Consider the following 15,793-nt stretch of genomic DNA (forward strand, 5'->3'; position numbering starts at 1 on the left):
AATTTTTTGAGCCCGAATCCAGGTCATCACTAGATATACACTTCCGCGTTGGCCAGCGTATGCGCCTGCAGATCTTTCTCCGACAGCGACAGCGCGCTGTCGCTCAGCGCCGGCCAGTCAATCCCGATCTCCGGATCGTTCCAGATGATGCTCCGTTCTGACTGCGGCGCGTAGTAGTTCGTCGCCTTGTAGACAAACTGCACCGTGTCGCTCAGCGCCATAAACCCGTGGGCGAACCCTTCCGGGATCCACAGCTGACGTTTATTCTCTGCGCTGAGCACCGCGCCCACCCATTTGCCAAAGGTGGGCGATGAACGACGGATATCCACCGCCACGTCAAATACCTCACCTTCCACACAGCGCACCAGTTTGCCCTGGGCGTGCGGATCCAGCTGATAGTGCAGCCCGCGCAATACGCCTTTCTGGGACTGGGAGTGGTTGTCCTGAACAAAATCCACCTGGCGGCCCACCGCCTCATTAAACACCTTGCTGCTGAAGCTCTCGAAGAAGAAGCCCCGCGCATCACCAAACACGCGCGGTTCAAAAATCAGCACCTCAGGAATATCTGTTTTAATAATGTTCATCGTTTGCCACCCGTTTATTTGCCCAGGACTTCTGTTACCACGCGAGCCACACCCTGACGCCAGTCCGGGAGAGTCACCCCAAATGCCTGCTGGAATTTTTCATTCGACAGGCGTGAGTTGAGCGGACGCTTCGCCGGCGTCGGATAGGCCGTCGTCGGAATGCCCTTCACTTCCTGGACCGCCAGCTCTGCACCGTGCGCCCTCGCCACCTCAAACACATAGCGGGCGTAGTCGCACCAGCTGGTCTCGCCGCTGGCCACCAGATGATAGGTGCCGGCCAGCGCCGGATTGCGCAGCGTTTCACGGATTGCCGTCGCCGTGCAGTCTGCCAGCAGCTCAGCGCCGGTGGGCGCCCCGTGCTGGTCGTCAATGATGGAGAGCGTCTCTTTCTCACCCGCCAGGCGGAGCATCGTCTTGGCAAAGTTGGCGCCGCGGGTGGCGTACACCCAGCTGGTACGGAAAATCAGGTGACGCGGGTTGCCCTGCTCCAGGGCCAGTTCACCGGCGCGTTTGGTTTCACCGTAGACGTTCAGCGGGCCGGTTGCTTCATCTTCCCGGCGATAATGGCTGCCGGCGCCGTCGAACACATAGTCCGTGGAATAATGCACCATCAGGGCACCCAGCTTCGCCGACTCCGCCGCCAGCACCGCCACCCCTTTGTCGTTCAGCAGGTCGGAGAGCTCCCGCTCGCTTTCTGCCTTGTCCACCGCCGTGTGCGCGGCGGCATTCACCACCACATCCGGGCGGACGGTACGCACGGTCTGCGCGATGCCTTCCAGATTAGTCAGGTCACCGCACAGCTCTTTGTCAAAGTAGTCCACCGCGACCACGTCGCCGAGGGTGGACAGTGAACGCTGCAGCTCCCAGCCCACCTGGCCATTCTTGCCAATCAGTAAAATCTTCATTCTCTGTATCCTGTCGTTGACGGAGAGGGCATTAACGCTCGTTCAGCAGGCGCTTCAGATAAGCACCGTACTCGGTTTTCTTCAGGCGTTCCGCCTGAGCCGCCACCCCTTCCGCCGACAGCCATTTATTACGGTAACCAATCTCTTCCAGGCAGGCCACTTTCATCCCCTGGCGCTTCTCAATGGTGTGAATGAACTGTGATGCGTCCATCAGGCTGTCGTGGGTGCCCGTATCCAGCCAGGCAAAACCACGCCCCAGCAGCTCCACCTGCAGATCGCCGCGCTCCAGATACATCTGGTTCAGGGTGGTGATCTCCAGCTCGCCGCGCGCTGAAGGCTTCACGTCCTTCGCCATCTCCACCACGTTATTGTCGTAGAAATAGAGCCCGGTCACCGCCCAGTCCGATTTCGGCTTCAGCGGTTTCTCCTCGATGGACAGCGCCTTAAAGTTCTCGTCGAACTCCACCACCCCGAAGCGCTCCGGATCCAGCACCTGGTAGCCAAACACCGTGGCACCGGAAGTCTTCGCCGCTGCCGCTTCCAGCTTTTTACCGAAGCTCTGGCCAAAGTAGATATTATCTCCCAGCACCAGGGCGCAGGCATCGTTGCCGATGAACTTCTCGCCAATAATAAAGGCCTGCGCCAGGCCGTCCGGCGACGGCTGGATAGCGTAGCTGAAGTTCACCCCGAACTGCGACCCGTCACCCAGCAGGCGCTGGAAGGAAGGCATGTCGTCCGGCGTGGAGATGATCAGGATGTCGCGAATCCCCGCCAGCATCAGGACGGACACCGGGTAGAAAATCATCGGCTTGTCGTAGATAGGCAGCAGCTGCTTGGAGACGCCCTGGGTGATGGGATATAAACGCGTGCCGGAGCCGCCGGCCAGAACAATACCTTTCATCTTTACTTCCTTATTAGTTATTCAGGCCCAGACGCTCGCCGGCATAGGAGCCGTCCAGCACGCGCTGCCACCAGGTCTGGTTGTTCAGGTACCAGTGCACGGTTTTCTCAATCCCGCTCTCGAACGTCTCCTGCGGCACCCAGCCCAGATCGCGCTGAATTTTTGCGGCATCAATGGCGTAGCGCAGGTCGTGTCCCGGACGGTCGGTGACAAAAGTGATCAGGTCGGCGAAGTGGGCGATGTTACCCGGCTTCTGCGCCACCACCTTGTCGAGAATGGTGCAGATGGTGCGCACCACGTCGATATTTTTACGCTCGTTATGACCGCCGATATTGTAGGTCTCACCGCTTTTGCCTTCGGTCGCCACTTTGTACAGCGCACGGGCATGATCCTCGACATACAGCCAGTCACGGATCTGCTCCCCGTTGCCATACACCGGCAGGGGTTTACCCGCCAGGGCGTTAAGGATAGTCAGCGGGATCAATTTTTCCGGGAAGTGATACGGACCATAGTTGTTGGAGCAGTTGGTCACCACCACCGGCAGGCCGTAGGTGCGGTTCCAGGCGCGAACCAGATGGTCGCTGCCCGCCTTGGAAGCAGAGTACGGGCTGCTCGGCGCGTACGGGGTTTCTTCGGTGAACAGGTCATCGGTGCCGTGCAAGTCGCCGTACACCTCATCGGTGGAGATATGATGGAAGCGGAAGGCCTGCTTCTGCTCCTCCCCAAGCCCGGACCAGTAGTGACGGGCCGCCTCCAGCAGAGTGAAGGTGCCGATCACGTTGGTCTGGATGAAGGCGGCCGGGCCATCAATGGAGCGATCCACATGACTTTCCGCCGCCAGGTGCATCACGATATCCGGGCGGAACTCGCTGAACTGGGCCGCCACGGCAGCGGCATCGGTGATATCGGTCTGGGAAAACGAGTAGCGTTCGCTCCCGGCCACCGGCGCCAGGGATTCGAGGTTGCCGGCATAGGTCAGGCAGTCCATCACGCGGACTTCATCCAGGGTATTTTCAATGATATGACGAACCACGGCAGAGCCGATAAAGCCTGCGCCCCCGGTGACAAGAATCTTCATACTTTCTCTCGTTTTTCAATGATTTAAATAATAAATTCTGTAATAACAAAAAACGCAGGCACGCTACCGCCATTGGCTATCGCAACCAAAATGCGTGGTGCCTCAGTAAATTGTATCTAACATGAGCTAAGATCAGCGGTGTCTGCCGCGCTGTCTCATCATGCTGGATAGTGCAAAGCAGCCAAACCGCGGTAACTTTGCTTGCTTCAGCGTCCATTTGCTATCAGGACTTTCCCAAACACCACACGATACGTCATCGAGACGGAATCTGAATGTGTCTTTAAACTACCTGACAATCATCCCTTCATGCGCCATTCAGCGATTGGTATCATGACAAAGCCATGCAGTCACCATTATGGCGTGCAGCATACTCAACAGTGAATAGTACCGGACGAGGTCGCGACGCATTATAGCGCTGGTCATGAAGAATAAAAATCAAAAAGCGGTTTGAATCAATTCAAGGTATGAATGGAACACTTTCGATACAACATCAAAACATTCAATAACTTGGCCATACATGATTCGGTTACAAGTTATCTCTGGTGACAACAACACTAATTAATTCGTATTTCACGAATAGATACACCTCTTAGTTCGGAAATTCATGATGTGTTTTATCGTGATAGCAGAATCCCAAGGACTGGCTGCCCTACAACTGATTTTTATAGATAAGCTACAGGCATACTCAATGATATTTTTCTAAATGAATATCATTTGCATTAAATAGGAATTAAGCACTACGGCGCCACTAGAACTCACATCCTGCAACTGTAAAGCAAGTGATCCCAACCGCAAGCCAGTGTAAAATCGGCACTTATGTAGAACGGGATATCCACACCCCGGAGGAAAAATATGAAGTTTTTGGTCACTGGTGCCGCAGGTTTTATCGGCTTTCATATCGCGCAGCGCCTGCTGAATGAAGGGCATGATGTTGTCGGGATCGACAACATGAACGACTATTATGACGTCAGCCTGAAGCAGGCCCGTCTGGATCGCCTGGCATCTCCGGCATTCCATTTCCAGCAGCTGGATCTGGCCGACCGGGAAGGTATGGCAAAGCTGTTCGCCGCAGAGCAATTTGATCGCGTGATCCACCTGGCGGCCCAGGCCGGTGTGCGCTACTCGCTGGAAAATCCGTATGCCTATGCGGACGCTAATCTGATGGGTTATCTGAACATTCTTGAAGGCTGCCGTCATACCAAAGTGAAACACCTGGTGTACGCCTCCTCCAGCTCGGTTTATGGCCTTAACCGTAAAATGCCGTTCTCCACCGAAGATTCCGTCGATCATCCGGTCTCCCTGTATGCCGCCACCAAGAAAGCTAATGAGCTGATGGCGCATACCTATTCCCATCTGTACAGCATCCCGACCACCGGGCTGCGCTTCTTTACGGTCTATGGCCCGTGGGGCCGCCCGGATATGGCGCTGTTCAAGTTCACGAAAGCAATGCTGGAAGGGAAAAGTATTGACGTCTACAACTACGGCAAGATGAAGCGTGACTTCACCTATATCGACGACATCGTCGAGGCCGTGGTGCGCGTTCAGGATGTGATCCCGCAGGCCAATGCCGAGTGGACCGTTGAGAGCGGTTCACCGGCGACAAGTTCCGCGCCATATCGGGTTTATAACATTGGCAACAGCTCACCGGTGGAACTGATGGACTACATCACCGCTCTGGAAGAAGCGCTGGGGATGGAAGCGAAGAAGAATATGATGCCTATCCAGCCGGGCGATGTGCTGGACACCAGCGCAGACACCCAGCCGCTGTATGACCTGGTGGGCTTTAAGCCGCAGACATCAGTGAAGGACGGCGTGAAGAACTTCGTGGAATGGTACAAGAATTACTATCAGATCTAATTCCCTGCCCTGCCGCAATCGTCAGGTTGCGGCAACCTCTTTTATGTAGCCCCCGTCATCCTGATCATATGTCGACTGAATGCACATTCATTGTTTTATATATAATATTTTGTGCTATAGACGGAATTTTTGTCTTTTTAGTTTCCCGCCTGAAACCAGTTTCATCCAGCCTTTATCAGAAAAGCAAATATCCACGCGCCTGGTACTCAGACTTATCTTACATCCATCCCATTTTTGATAGTGAAAACAGCATTATATGCTGATAGATAAAAAACATTACTCATTGTAGGAATTTTCTCAAAAACAGGATATGTTAGGGATCTCAGTACGACAGACACGTACTGGCGTATTGCTTAACAACCTAATAATTCAACTAACAAACGCTGTGGTAGATATTATGGAAAACCTATTTTTCTTAGTGGTGGCTGCCATACTACTTGCTGTATCCGTTTATTTCTTGATTTCTTATTTGAAAGATAGAAAGAAAACGAAGCTGACATTTAATAAACGCAAGTGGTAACGCTAGCGCCTTATTGCAATTAGATTAAGATAATATTAAGAAATAAAATAATGATATGACAGAATGATCGTTCATTCTGCGTTTTACTGTGGCTCTAAGCCAAGGAAAAATAGTGCCTACAGCGCCCTGTTCATCGTTTTTTTCTTAGCGTATAAATAACAAAAGCCTGCATTGCAGGCTTCGTTTTACCTCCCGGCGCTTATCTCCGGCATCTACATCACAGTGACGGTAGCTCTTCACAAGGTAAGTTTAACTTATCGGACCTGTTTTGAACCCGCAACGGCTTTTGAGCAGGATCGTAATGTCCATCACAATTTATTGAGGTTAATCTGAATGTGCGAGAAATACGCGTAGTGAGGGATATAACGGGGGAGATAAAGAAGAACACTGGCGGCAGGGAACCGCCAGTGTCAGACAGGCAGAATTAATCGTTACCAAACAGATCGCGGGTGTAAACCTTGTCCGCCACATCCGCCAGCTCTTCCGCCATACGGTTGGAAATGATCACATCCGCCTCTTGTTTGAAGGCATCCAGGTCGCGTACGACGCGTGAGTTGAAAAACTCATCCTCCTGCATCACCGGTTCATAGATAATAACCGGAATACCTTTCGCCTTGATGCGCTTCATGATGCCCTGAATAGAAGAGGCACGGAAGTTGTCCGAACCACTCTTCATGATCAGGCGATACACCCCCACCACTTTCGGCTTACGAGCGAGAATAGAATCCGCGATAAAGTCTTTACGGGTACGGTTGGCATCGACGATAGCCGCGATGATATTGTTCGGGACCGATTCGTAGTTCGCCAGCAGTTGCTTGGTATCTTTCGGCAGGCAGTAGCCGCCGTAGCCAAAGGACGGGTTGTTATAGTGGTTGCCGATACGCGGATCCAGGCATACCCCTTCGATAATCTGCTTGCTGTTCAGCCCCTGGCTTTCAGCATAGCTGTCGAGCTCGTTGAAATAGGCAACGCGCAGCGCCAGATAGGTGTTCGCAAAAAGTTTGATCGCTTCCGCTTCAGTGGAGTCGGTAAACAGGGTCGGGATATCCTGCTTGATCGCGCCTTCTTTCAGCAGGTCTGCAAAACGTTCGGCACGCGCAGAGCGCTCACCAATGACAATACGCGACGGGTGCAGGTTGTCGTACAGCGCACGGCCTTCACGCAGGAATTCAGGAGAGAAAATAACATTATCAATCCCTAAACGTTCTTTGATGTCGCGGGTAAACCCCACTGGGATGGTCGATTTAATGATCATTACCGCATTTGGGTTTATCTCTGTCACATCGCGAATAACCGCTTCCACCGTGGAGGTGTTGAAGTAGTTAGTTTTGGGATCGTAATCGGTCGGCGTCGCTATGATCACGTAGTCGGCATTACGATAGGCGTCGTGCTTGTCCGTGGTGGCGCGGAAATTTAACGGTTTTTCTGCCAGATATTCCTGAATCTCTTTATCCACAATCGGAGAGATCTTCTGGTTAAGCATATCCACTTTGGCCTGTACGATATCCAGAGCAACCACTTCGTGGTTTTGCGCAATCAGGACACCGTTCGATAAACCAACATAACCTGTACCGGAAATAGTAATTTTCATTCGATTACACTTTAATCAGTTAACTGGGTAATGGCGGATAGCCACGAATTTAAATATTGCTGTGGGCGGTTTTACGCTTTGACCAGTGGGATGTCAAGAATAAGCCATAAGGTCAATAATACGATTAAAATCTGACCCTATGGCTTCCATTATGGATAATGCATTACTTGAGAAGAGCTAAAATCTCTTCGGTTTTTGCATTCATTAACGCAGTATCCGCTCTGGACTCCACGTTCAGACGCACCACCGGCTCCGTATTGGACGTGCGCAGGTTAAAGCGCCACTCAGGGTATTCAATACTGATACCGTCCGTTGTGTCGATGTGTGCGGCCGCCGGCTCATACTGCGCCCGGATGCGCGCTATCGCCTCCGCAGCATTTCCCAGCTTGCGGTTGATCTCCCCCGACGCCGGGAACGCCGCCTGGCGGTCCTCCACCAGGGATTTCAGTGAACTGTTCTTCAGGCACAGCAGCTCCGCCACCAGCAGCCACGGGATCATCCCGCTGTCGCAGTAGGCGAAGTCGCGGAAGTAATGGTGCGCGCTCATCTCCCCGCCGTAGATGGCGTCTTCCTGGCGCATCCGCTCCTTGATGAACGCATGCCCCGTTTTCGACATCACCGGCTGGCCGCCGCTGCGGGTCACGATGTCCACCGTGTTCCACGTCAGCCGCGGGTCGTGAATGATTTTCGCCCCCGGCTGTTTCTGCAGGAACGCTTCCGCCAGCAGGCCGACAATGTAGTACCCCTCGATAAACGACGCCTCGTCATCGAACAGGAAGCAGCGGTCGAAGTCGCCGTCAAAGGCGATCCCCATATCCGCCTGATGCGCACGCACCGCGTCGGCGGTGTCCTGGCGGCACTCCGGCAGCAGCGGGTTCGGGATACCGTTCGGGAAATGGCCGTCCGGCTGGTGATGCACCTTGATAAAGGTCACCGGCGCTCCGGCCGCCGCGAAGCGTTTCTCCACCTCATCAATCACGTGCCCCGCCGCCCCGTTGCCGGAGTTCACCACCAGCTTCAGCGGACGGGTGAAGTTCGCCAGGTCCACGTAGCCCATCAGGTGGTCGACGTACTCCTTCAGCACCGAAATCTGGCGCAGGGTTCCGCGACGCGCCGGGTCCACCGGCGGGAACTGGTTCTCCTCCGCCAGGCGCTGGATATCCCGCAGGCCGGTGTCGCCGCTGATGGGCTTCGCGTTCTCGCGCACCAGCTTCATGCCGTTGTAGTTCATCGGGTTATGGCTCGCCGTCACCTCGATGCCGCCGTCCACCCCGAGGTGGAAAGTGGCGAAGTAAATCTCTTCCGTGCCGCTCAGGCCGATATCCAGCACGTCGGTGCCGGCGTCCATCAGCCCGCGGGCCAGCGCCAGCTTCAGCGACTCGCTGGTGAGGCGCACATCGCCCCCCACCACTATCTTCCCGGGTTTCAGAAATTCGCCGTAGGCGCGGCCGATACGGTAGGCGATGTCCTCGTTCAGCTCCTCGCCCAGTTCACCACGGATGTCATAAGCCTTAAAGCATGTTAACTGTGTCATTCTGCGTTTTGTCCCGAAAAATTAGCAACGACCATACTGGTCTTTAATACGAATAATGTCGTCCTCACCGAGGTACGACCCCGACTGGATCTCCAGCACTTCAAGCGGAATACGGCCCGGGTTTTCCAGGCTGTGCTCGGCGCCAATCGGAATAAAGGTGGACTGGTTTTCGGTCAGCAGGAACTGCTTGCCGTTCACCGTCACCTGCCCGGTGCCGGCGAGGATCACCCAGTGCTCGGCGCGGTGGTGGTGCATCTGCATCGAGAAGGCGCCGCCCGGTTTCACGGTGATGCGGTTGACGTTGAAGCGCGGGGTCTGGACCACCACGTCGCAGCGGCCCCAGGGACGGTAAATCTCGCGGTGGCGCTTGTACTCGCTGCGCTGGTTCTGCTTGAGGAACTCGACCGCCTTCTTCACGTCCTGGGAACGTTCACGGTTCATCACCAGCACGGCGTCCTTGGTGCTGACAATCACCAGGTTCTCCACGCCGATGGCCGCCACCAGCTTCTCGTCGCTGTTGATGTAGCAGTTTTCGCTGTTATGCACCCACGCGTCACCGCTGAGGACGTTGCCCTGCTCGTCTTTCGGGCTGACCTCCCACAGGGCGGACCAGGAGCCAACGTCGCTCCAGTCGGCATCGAGACCGACCACCACCGCGTCTGCGGTTTTCTCCATCACCGCGTAGTCCACGGACTCGTCCGGGCACTCGCAGAAAATGTCATGCGGAATGCTGATGAAGTCGCTGCCGTTGTCGGCGGCATTCACCGCGGCCTGGCAGGCTTCGAGGATATCCGGGCGGAATTTGGCCAGCTCGGAGAGGTATTTTTTGGCGCGGAACATAAACATACCGCTGTTCCAGTAGTATTCTCCGGAGGCGAGGTAGGCCTCGGCACGCTCGCGGTCCGGCTTCTCCACGAAGCGGGCCACCTGGTACGGGGTGTGGGCGCTGTCGGTGAGCGCCACGCCGCGCTGGATATAGCCGTAGCCGGTTTCCGGAGCGTTCGGCACGATACCGAAGGTGACCAGATGGCCTTCATCGGCATACTGCTCGGCGACGCGGATAGCGTCGTGGAAGACCGGCTGGTTATTGATGATATGGTCGGCAGCGAGCACCAGCATCAGCGGGTCGTCGCCGTGGCGGGTGGCCTGGAGGGCCGCCAGGGCGATGGCCGGGGCGGTGTTGCGCCCGACCGGCTCCAGAATAATGTTGTTGGACAGCTTGTTGAGCTGGCGCAGCTGTTCGGCCACCAGGAAGCGGTGCTCTTCGTTACAGATGACCATCGGTTCATGGATTTCAAGGCCCGAGAGTCGGGTGATGGTTTCCTGCAGCATGGAGTTCTGCCCGTACAGCCGGAGGAACTGTTTCGGGTAAAGCTCGCGAGACATCGGCCAGAGACGACTGCCGGTACCACCAGCCATTATCACAGGAAGTAACATATTAATTTCCTTTAATTAAAACCCTGTTATTTAACACCCAGTAATTTACTGAGGCCAGAAGCAGACTAATATAGGAGTACAAGATAATAAATATGGCAAATTCTTAAAAAAAATTAAAATCAGATGGTATAAATATTTTTAGAAAGGAAAAGCTTATGATCAGAGTACAATGTTAAATATAAAGTTAAAAAACAGTCAGGCCAAATGGCCTGACTGCGTAAAGAAATTTATTCCAACCACTCTGTATGGAATACACCCTCTTTATCGGTACGCTTATAGGTATGCGCACCAAAGTAATCACGCTGAGCCTGAATCAGGTTAGCGGGTAGAACCGCGGAACGGTAGCTGTCGTAGTAGGCAATTGCGGCAGAGAACGTCGGTACCGGAATACCATTCTGCACGGCATACGCCACGACATCACGCAGCGCTTGCTGATAGTCATCAGCGATCTGTTTGAAGTATGGCGCCAGCAGGAGGTTAGCAATGCCAGCGTTTTGCGCATAAGCATCGGTGATCTTTTGCAGGAACTGCGCACGAATGATGCAGCCTGCACGGAAAATCTTAGCGATCTCGCCGTAGTTCAGATCCCAGTTGTATTCATCAGAAGCAGCACGCAGCTGGGAGAAGCCCTGAGCATAGGAAACGATTTTACCGAGGTACAACGCGCGACGTACTTTTTCGATAAATTCAGCTTTATCACCGGCCGGCTGAGCCTGCGGACCACTCAGCACTTTCGAAGCGGCTACACGCTGGTCTTTAAGAGAAGAAATATAGCGCGCAAATACAGACTCAGTGATCAGGGACAGAGGTTCGCCTAGATCAAGTGAGCTCTGGCTGGTCCACTTACCGGTACCTTTGTTTGCAGCTTCATCAAGAATAACATCGACGAGGTACTTACCCTCTTCGTCCTTCTTGGTGAAGATATCTTTGGTAATGTCGATCAAGTAGCTGCTCAGTTCACCTTCGTTCCATTCGGTGAAGGTTTGCGCCAGCTCTTCGTTGGAAAGTGCCAGACCGCCTTTCAACAGCGCATAGGCTTCGGCAATCAACTGCATGTCGCCATACTCGATGCCGTTATGAACCATCTTCACATAATGGCCAGCACCATCAGCACCGATATAGGTCACACATGGCTCACCGTCTTCAGCAACCGCAGCAATCTGCTTCAGAATCGGAGCGACCAGCTCATAGGCTTCTTTCTGCCCACCAGGCATGATGGAAGGCCCTTTCAGAGCGCCCTCTTCACCACCGGAAACACCGGTACCGATAAAGTTAAAACCTTCGGCAGACAGTTCACGGTTACGACGGATGGTGTCCTGGAAGAAGGTGTTGCCGCCATCAATGATGATGTCGCCTTTGTCGAGGTAAGGCTTCAGGGAATCGATGGCGCTGTCGGTGCCAGCCCCGGCCTTCACCATCAACAGGATACGGCGTGGTGTTTCAAGGGATTCAACGAACTCTTGTACTGTATAGTAAGGGACCAGCTTCTTGCCTGGATTTTCGGCAATCACTTCTTCGGTCTTTTCACGGGAGCGGTTGAAAACGGAGACGGTATAACCACGGCTTTCGATGTTCAGCGCAAGATTACGCCCCATCACAGCCATACCGACAACCCCGATCTGTTGCTTGGACATTACATACTCCTGTCATATGTGTAAACTACACTTCGTAGCCTAATTGCGATTCTATTTTAACTCAAAGGAAAAAAAGCACATAGTTTAAAGCGTAAAAAATTAATTTCATGCCTATGAGAACTAAAAATACAACCTTTATGATTTATAAGCACCTGAAATTTTAGAAGAAAAATATCTACCAAAAGTAAAAAGAATTCCTTTTTTATTTTCAAAAAGATAAGAAAAGAAGAATGTAATAAGTATTGTGATAACCACTACAAAAAGAGAACTTATAATTGTTTTCGGATTATACAATGAACAGATAAGCATCATTACTGGTAAATGCATAAGATATAATGTAAAGGTTTTACCAGAAAGATATCTGATATAAGACTCGCATGACGTTAATATTTTTTTTAACCCAGTAAATTCAAAAAAGGCCCTAGCGGTAAAAATGTTAATCGAAACCACTAGAGAAAATAAATAAAAATAAATAACAGAAGAAAACTGATGTAAACTCCAAATAAATGGTTTATACATTGGGATATGAGTTAATGGTAATTTTATCGTTAAATAGAAAAGCGGGAATGTTAAAATAAATAAAAAATGGGAATACTTGAAATTTATACTGGATATTTTGTATACAAACACCCCCATTAACCACAATGGAAAGTAAACAATAACTTTCGGTAGTGATATTAAAATAAAAATAAAAAATATTAAAATTAAGAGTGGTTTTTTTCTACAAAAAAGCAATGCACCAAACAAAATGTAATAAATACATTCAAAGCCAATTGACCAAATAGGTTCGTTTGAGCCAAAAACCAAATGTTGATTAAATCCTTCCCCCAAGAAAAAAACTAATTTAATAAATGTTAGAATAGAGTAATCATAATAAAAGTTGGAATGTGAAAAATAATAAGAAGGATTATATTTAAGACCAACGCGGTCAAAAAATAATGTAATTAAAATAGCAGGAATAAGAACGGAGTATATACGTATGGCTCGAGCTTTAAAAAAAGCAACGTAATTATTTTCTTTATTGTTAGAGACGTATGCTATTACATAACCGGATAATACAAAAAAAACCACTACAGCTTCAGTGCCTAACCCTGAGATTATGGGGATTTTTAGTGAGGTGAACCCGGCAGCATGTGATAATACGACTACCAAGGCAGCCATAAAGCGAATTAGATCAAGATATATGGATGTTAACTTATTCATATGCTATCTCATCAAAAACATAATGATATTCATAAATCATTAACTAAAATGATCATCCTATAAATGGTACTTTATTAAGTATAAAAGCCCTAACAGGTTTCAATAAAACAATTGCCAGGATAAAATAAGTAGTGGCACCAATGAATGTCATCGTAAGCAAAAATGAGAACGTAAACTCATCAAATAATGAATTGATCGGTTTTCTAACAATAAACATGACAACAATCATAATTAGGCCCATACAAAATATTGGCAATACCTTTTTGAAAAGCTCGAAAAGGTTACCATTTATAATGCGCATAAGTAAGTACATCGCAGGAAAGAAGTTAATAATATTAGCAAAAAAATAAAACTTAGCAAAAGTAATGATACTATACTGCACTCCTAGAATAAATGCAGACATGTAAAGTAACATGCCCAAAATACCCAGTTTCATTAAAATATCTGTACGACCCTTTGCCATAAACACTGTGCCACTTGTACTTAATACAGACTGAATTATAGCAGTAGGGGCCAACCATAATAGTATACTTGATGTCAGTAGCCACTCTTTTCCAAAAACCAAAATGACGAACGGTTTACTAAGAAATGCCAAACCACTCATCAAAGGTACAACGATGAACAAAATAGCAAAAACACAGTCTAAATAAGTCTTTTTAAGAGCATCATGATCATCTTGGTTTTTACTCAGGATAGGAAAAAGAGCTCTAGTTGCAACAAAAGTCAAACTCGCTATAGGAAATAACATTATTCTATATGCAAGACTATACGCGCCGAGCACTGAAGATGCCATGTACCTGCCAATTATAAAACTATCTGCATTTCGAGAAAAATAATTTATTAAATTAAAGATAGATAAATGAGCACTAAAACCAAAAATCTCTTTTAGGCCTGAAAAATCGAACATTTTGTTAAATGCAGGACGCCATTTTGAGGCTTTCCAAAACTGAATTGTAGACAAAGCATTGAAGATAATTGTCTGCCAAACCAAACTGTAAACACCAAAACTTTTATATGCCAAGAATAATGCAATAAAGACACCGATAACTGACGAAGTGATTTCTATTGAGGCTATTTTTTTAAATTTAGAGTCTCTTTCCAACAAAGCCAAATGCGCTGAAGAACTACTCGACAATGGAAATATAATAGAAATACATAGCAAAACCATGATTAGTTTTGGTTCACGGAAAAAATATGATATCAAAGGAGAGAACAACACGATACATATTGCAATTCCAAGCCCCATATACAAATTGAGCCAAAAAATTGAGTTTATTATTTTACTATCAATATCTTTTCTCTGAATTATTGCGGCAGCGGTACCAAGATCTCGAATCAACATTCCAAAATTGATAATGACTAAAGCCATAGCCATGATGCCATATTCACTTGGGGGTATTAACCTAGCCAAGTAAACAATATTAATTAACTGAACAAAGATTTTGACTACCTGAGAGATAGCTACCCATCTGGCATTATTAAATAAACTCATCTATTAATCTCAGTTTAGAGTTTTGATTTTCATTGTATAATTTAGTAATTATATAAAATCATTTTTGACATAGACAACTAAAAGAACTTGCAATAGTTTCATCTGAAAAAAAACTATTGATGTCATTAATTGTCCCGTTGCTTATATGTTCACGAATTGGCCTTTTATTAATCCGCTTACATAGACTAACAACATCAGGGAAAGTTTCAATTACGTCAGTGCCAAATTGTTCTTCTGCCCATTTCAAAAAAGGGGTTGATACTGCATACATCTTAATTCCAATAGTCAAGCCATAAAAGAAAGAACCGCTGACAATCATATCATCATCAGCATGACTAATGATCAACCCACCTGTAGAATTTATTAATTCTTTTGCTGCTGTATCATCAAGATAAGATGGGAGAATAGTTATGTTTTCCTTTTCCCGGCTAAGAGATTGTATTTTATGTAAATAGTCATAATCCTCACAATGGCCGACAATTAATAATTGTTGTTCCGCAGGAAAACTTTCAATTATAACTTCAAATTTTTTATATTCTAAAATCCTTCCAAATATAATAAACTTATTATTGTCACACTCATCGGTATTTTTATTATCAATTAAAAGAGGATATCTGTATAGAGGGTGGGGTATATACTCATATCCCTCTTCCTTATAAACCGGAGAATGAACGACTTTATGATCAAATAAACTCTCAAGTTTATCTACTAATTTCTTTGCCTTTTTACTGCTTTCCTTATTTGCCTTATGGGGATAAATATTATGTCTTACAAAAATTATTTTCTCGAACTTTAATTTGAAAATAAATATTTTGAGCAAGACCTTTGAAATACCAGTTAGAGACACCTTCCCATTTTTACCTATTATATCTGACTCAATCCAATTTAAAATCAGCACATCTTTCTTAGAAAAATTAAATTTTAATATTTCTCTCATTGTACTTTTCAGATTAAGTCCTTCAACATCTGAAAAAGACGATAATATATTTTGCATCCTAAGCGGATAAGCGTTTGCTCCACCACTTTTAGGAAAATAAACTAATTTTTTTTTCATAGA

At 48.5% G+C, this 15,793-nt stretch carries 13 protein-coding genes; 2 read left to right on the forward strand and 11 right to left on the reverse strand.

Going from position 1 to position 15,793, the window contains the following annotated elements:
- Window positions 1-29: 29 nt before the first annotated feature.
- From rfbC to rfbB, 4 genes are read right to left on the reverse strand one after another with little or no spacing between them, the layout of a single operon-like run.
- Window positions 30-584, reverse strand: a complete 555-nt coding sequence (gene rfbC / locus CWM57_RS21775; RefSeq protein ID WP_047666783.1) for a dTDP-4-dehydrorhamnose 3,5-epimerase — start codon at window positions 582-584, stop codon at window positions 30-32.
- Between the two features lie 14 nt (window positions 585-598).
- Window positions 599-1,489, reverse strand: a complete 891-nt coding sequence (gene rfbD / locus CWM57_RS21780; RefSeq protein WP_000698223.1) for a dTDP-4-dehydrorhamnose reductase — start codon at window positions 1,487-1,489, stop codon at window positions 599-601.
- 31 nt (window positions 1,490-1,520) lie between these two features.
- A complete protein-coding gene (gene rfbA, locus CWM57_RS21785) occupies window positions 1,521-2,390 on the reverse strand; it encodes a glucose-1-phosphate thymidylyltransferase RfbA (RefSeq protein WP_100632268.1) in 870 nt (289 codons plus the stop codon).
- A 13-nt stretch (window positions 2,391-2,403) separates the two neighbouring features.
- Window positions 2,404-3,468, reverse strand: a complete 1,065-nt coding sequence (gene rfbB / locus CWM57_RS21790; RefSeq protein WP_100676358.1) for a dTDP-glucose 4,6-dehydratase — start codon at window positions 3,466-3,468, stop codon at window positions 2,404-2,406.
- An 852-nt stretch (window positions 3,469-4,320) separates the two neighbouring features.
- Here rfbB and CWM57_RS21795 point away from each other — a divergent pair.
- Window positions 4,321-5,325 carry an NAD-dependent epimerase gene (locus CWM57_RS21795; RefSeq protein ID WP_061153931.1) on the forward strand — a complete coding sequence of 335 codons (1,005 nt, stop codon included), beginning with the start codon at window positions 4,321-4,323 and terminating at the stop codon, window positions 5,323-5,325.
- 397 nt (window positions 5,326-5,722) lie between these two features.
- Window positions 5,723-5,845 carry a small membrane protein gene (locus CWM57_RS27900; RefSeq protein ID WP_004144151.1) on the forward strand — a complete coding sequence of 41 codons (123 nt, stop codon included), beginning with the start codon at window positions 5,723-5,725 and terminating at the stop codon, window positions 5,843-5,845.
- 424 nt (window positions 5,846-6,269) lie between these two features.
- On the opposite strand, the gene ugd is transcribed toward CWM57_RS27900, so the two are convergent.
- The 7 genes from ugd to CWM57_RS21840 all read right to left on the reverse strand — a co-directional run bounded on the left by ugd (window position 6,270) and on the right by CWM57_RS21840 (window position 15,790).
- Window positions 6,270-7,436, reverse strand: coding sequence for a UDP-glucose 6-dehydrogenase (gene ugd, locus CWM57_RS21810; RefSeq protein WP_000704907.1), 1,167 nt, complete (start codon window positions 7,434-7,436; stop codon window positions 6,270-6,272).
- Window positions 7,437-7,599: 163 nt separating this feature from the next.
- Window positions 7,600-8,970 (reverse strand): O9 family phosphomannomutase RfbK, encoded by a 1,371-nt coding sequence (gene rfbK / locus CWM57_RS21815; protein ID WP_080820820.1) that lies wholly within the window; start codon window positions 8,968-8,970, stop codon window positions 7,600-7,602.
- A 21-nt stretch (window positions 8,971-8,991) separates the two neighbouring features.
- Entirely contained in the window at window positions 8,992-10,407 is a 1,416-nt protein-coding gene (locus CWM57_RS21820) for a mannose-1-phosphate guanylyltransferase/mannose-6-phosphate isomerase (protein WP_012967599.1), read from the reverse strand.
- Between the two features lie 227 nt (window positions 10,408-10,634).
- The gene (gndA, locus tag CWM57_RS21825) at window positions 10,635-12,041 is read right to left on the reverse strand and encodes an NADP-dependent phosphogluconate dehydrogenase (protein WP_000043543.1); all 1,407 of its coding nucleotides are present in this window, start codon (window positions 12,039-12,041) and stop codon (window positions 10,635-10,637) included.
- Window positions 12,042-12,176: 135 nt separating this feature from the next.
- Complete coding sequence (locus CWM57_RS21830) at window positions 12,177-13,244, reverse strand: acyltransferase family protein (protein WP_100676360.1); 1,068 nt, start codon at window positions 13,242-13,244, stop codon at window positions 12,177-12,179.
- 52 nt (window positions 13,245-13,296) lie between these two features.
- Window positions 13,297-14,736: an MOP flippase family protein gene (locus CWM57_RS21835; protein WP_100676361.1), complete on the reverse strand. Its 1,440-nt coding sequence runs from the start codon at window positions 14,734-14,736 to the stop codon at window positions 13,297-13,299.
- 58 nt (window positions 14,737-14,794) lie between these two features.
- A complete protein-coding gene (locus CWM57_RS21840) occupies window positions 14,795-15,790 on the reverse strand; it encodes a hypothetical protein (protein ID WP_227520644.1) in 996 nt (331 codons plus the stop codon).
- Window positions 15,791-15,793: the final 3 nt, after the last annotated feature.

The organism is Klebsiella sp. G-Nf4, from assembly GCF_002810615.1.
Classification (GTDB): Bacteria; Pseudomonadota; Gammaproteobacteria; order Enterobacterales; family Enterobacteriaceae; genus Klebsiella; species Klebsiella variicola.

What these genes read in the sequence shown, in the direction of transcription:
- rfbC (WP_047666783.1), bottom strand. Translation starts at nt 584, where the DNA reads ATGAACATTATTAAAACAGATATTCCTGAGGTGCTGATTTTTGAACCG.
- rfbD (WP_000698223.1), bottom strand. Translation starts at nt 1,489, where the DNA reads ATGAAGATTTTACTGATTGGCAAGAATGGCCAGGTGGGCTGGGAGCTG.
- rfbA (WP_100632268.1), bottom strand. Translation starts at nt 2,390, where the DNA reads ATGAAAGGTATTGTTCTGGCCGGCGGCTCCGGCACGCGTTTATATCCC.
- rfbB (WP_100676358.1), bottom strand. Translation starts at nt 3,468, where the DNA reads ATGAAGATTCTTGTCACCGGGGGCGCAGGCTTTATCGGCTCTGCCGTG.
- CWM57_RS21795 (WP_061153931.1), top strand. Translation starts at nt 4,321, where the DNA reads ATGAAGTTTTTGGTCACTGGTGCCGCAGGTTTTATCGGCTTTCATATC.
- CWM57_RS27900 (WP_004144151.1), top strand. Translation starts at nt 5,723, where the DNA reads ATGGAAAACCTATTTTTCTTAGTGGTGGCTGCCATACTACTTGCTGTA.
- ugd (WP_000704907.1), bottom strand. Translation starts at nt 7,436, where the DNA reads ATGAAAATTACTATTTCCGGTACAGGTTATGTTGGTTTATCGAACGGT.
- rfbK (WP_080820820.1), bottom strand. Translation starts at nt 8,970, where the DNA reads ATGACACAGTTAACATGCTTTAAGGCTTATGACATCCGTGGTGAACTG.
- CWM57_RS21820 (WP_012967599.1), bottom strand. Translation starts at nt 10,407, where the DNA reads ATGTTACTTCCTGTGATAATGGCTGGTGGTACCGGCAGTCGTCTCTGG.
- gndA (WP_000043543.1), bottom strand. Translation starts at nt 12,041, where the DNA reads ATGTCCAAGCAACAGATCGGGGTTGTCGGTATGGCTGTGATGGGGCGT.
- CWM57_RS21830 (WP_100676360.1), bottom strand. Translation starts at nt 13,244, where the DNA reads ATGAATAAGTTAACATCCATATATCTTGATCTAATTCGCTTTATGGCT.
- CWM57_RS21835 (WP_100676361.1), bottom strand. Translation starts at nt 14,736, where the DNA reads ATGAGTTTATTTAATAATGCCAGATGGGTAGCTATCTCTCAGGTAGTC.
- CWM57_RS21840 (WP_227520644.1), bottom strand. Translation starts at nt 15,790, where the DNA reads ATGAAAAAAAAATTAGTTTATTTTCCTAAAAGTGGTGGAGCAAACGCT.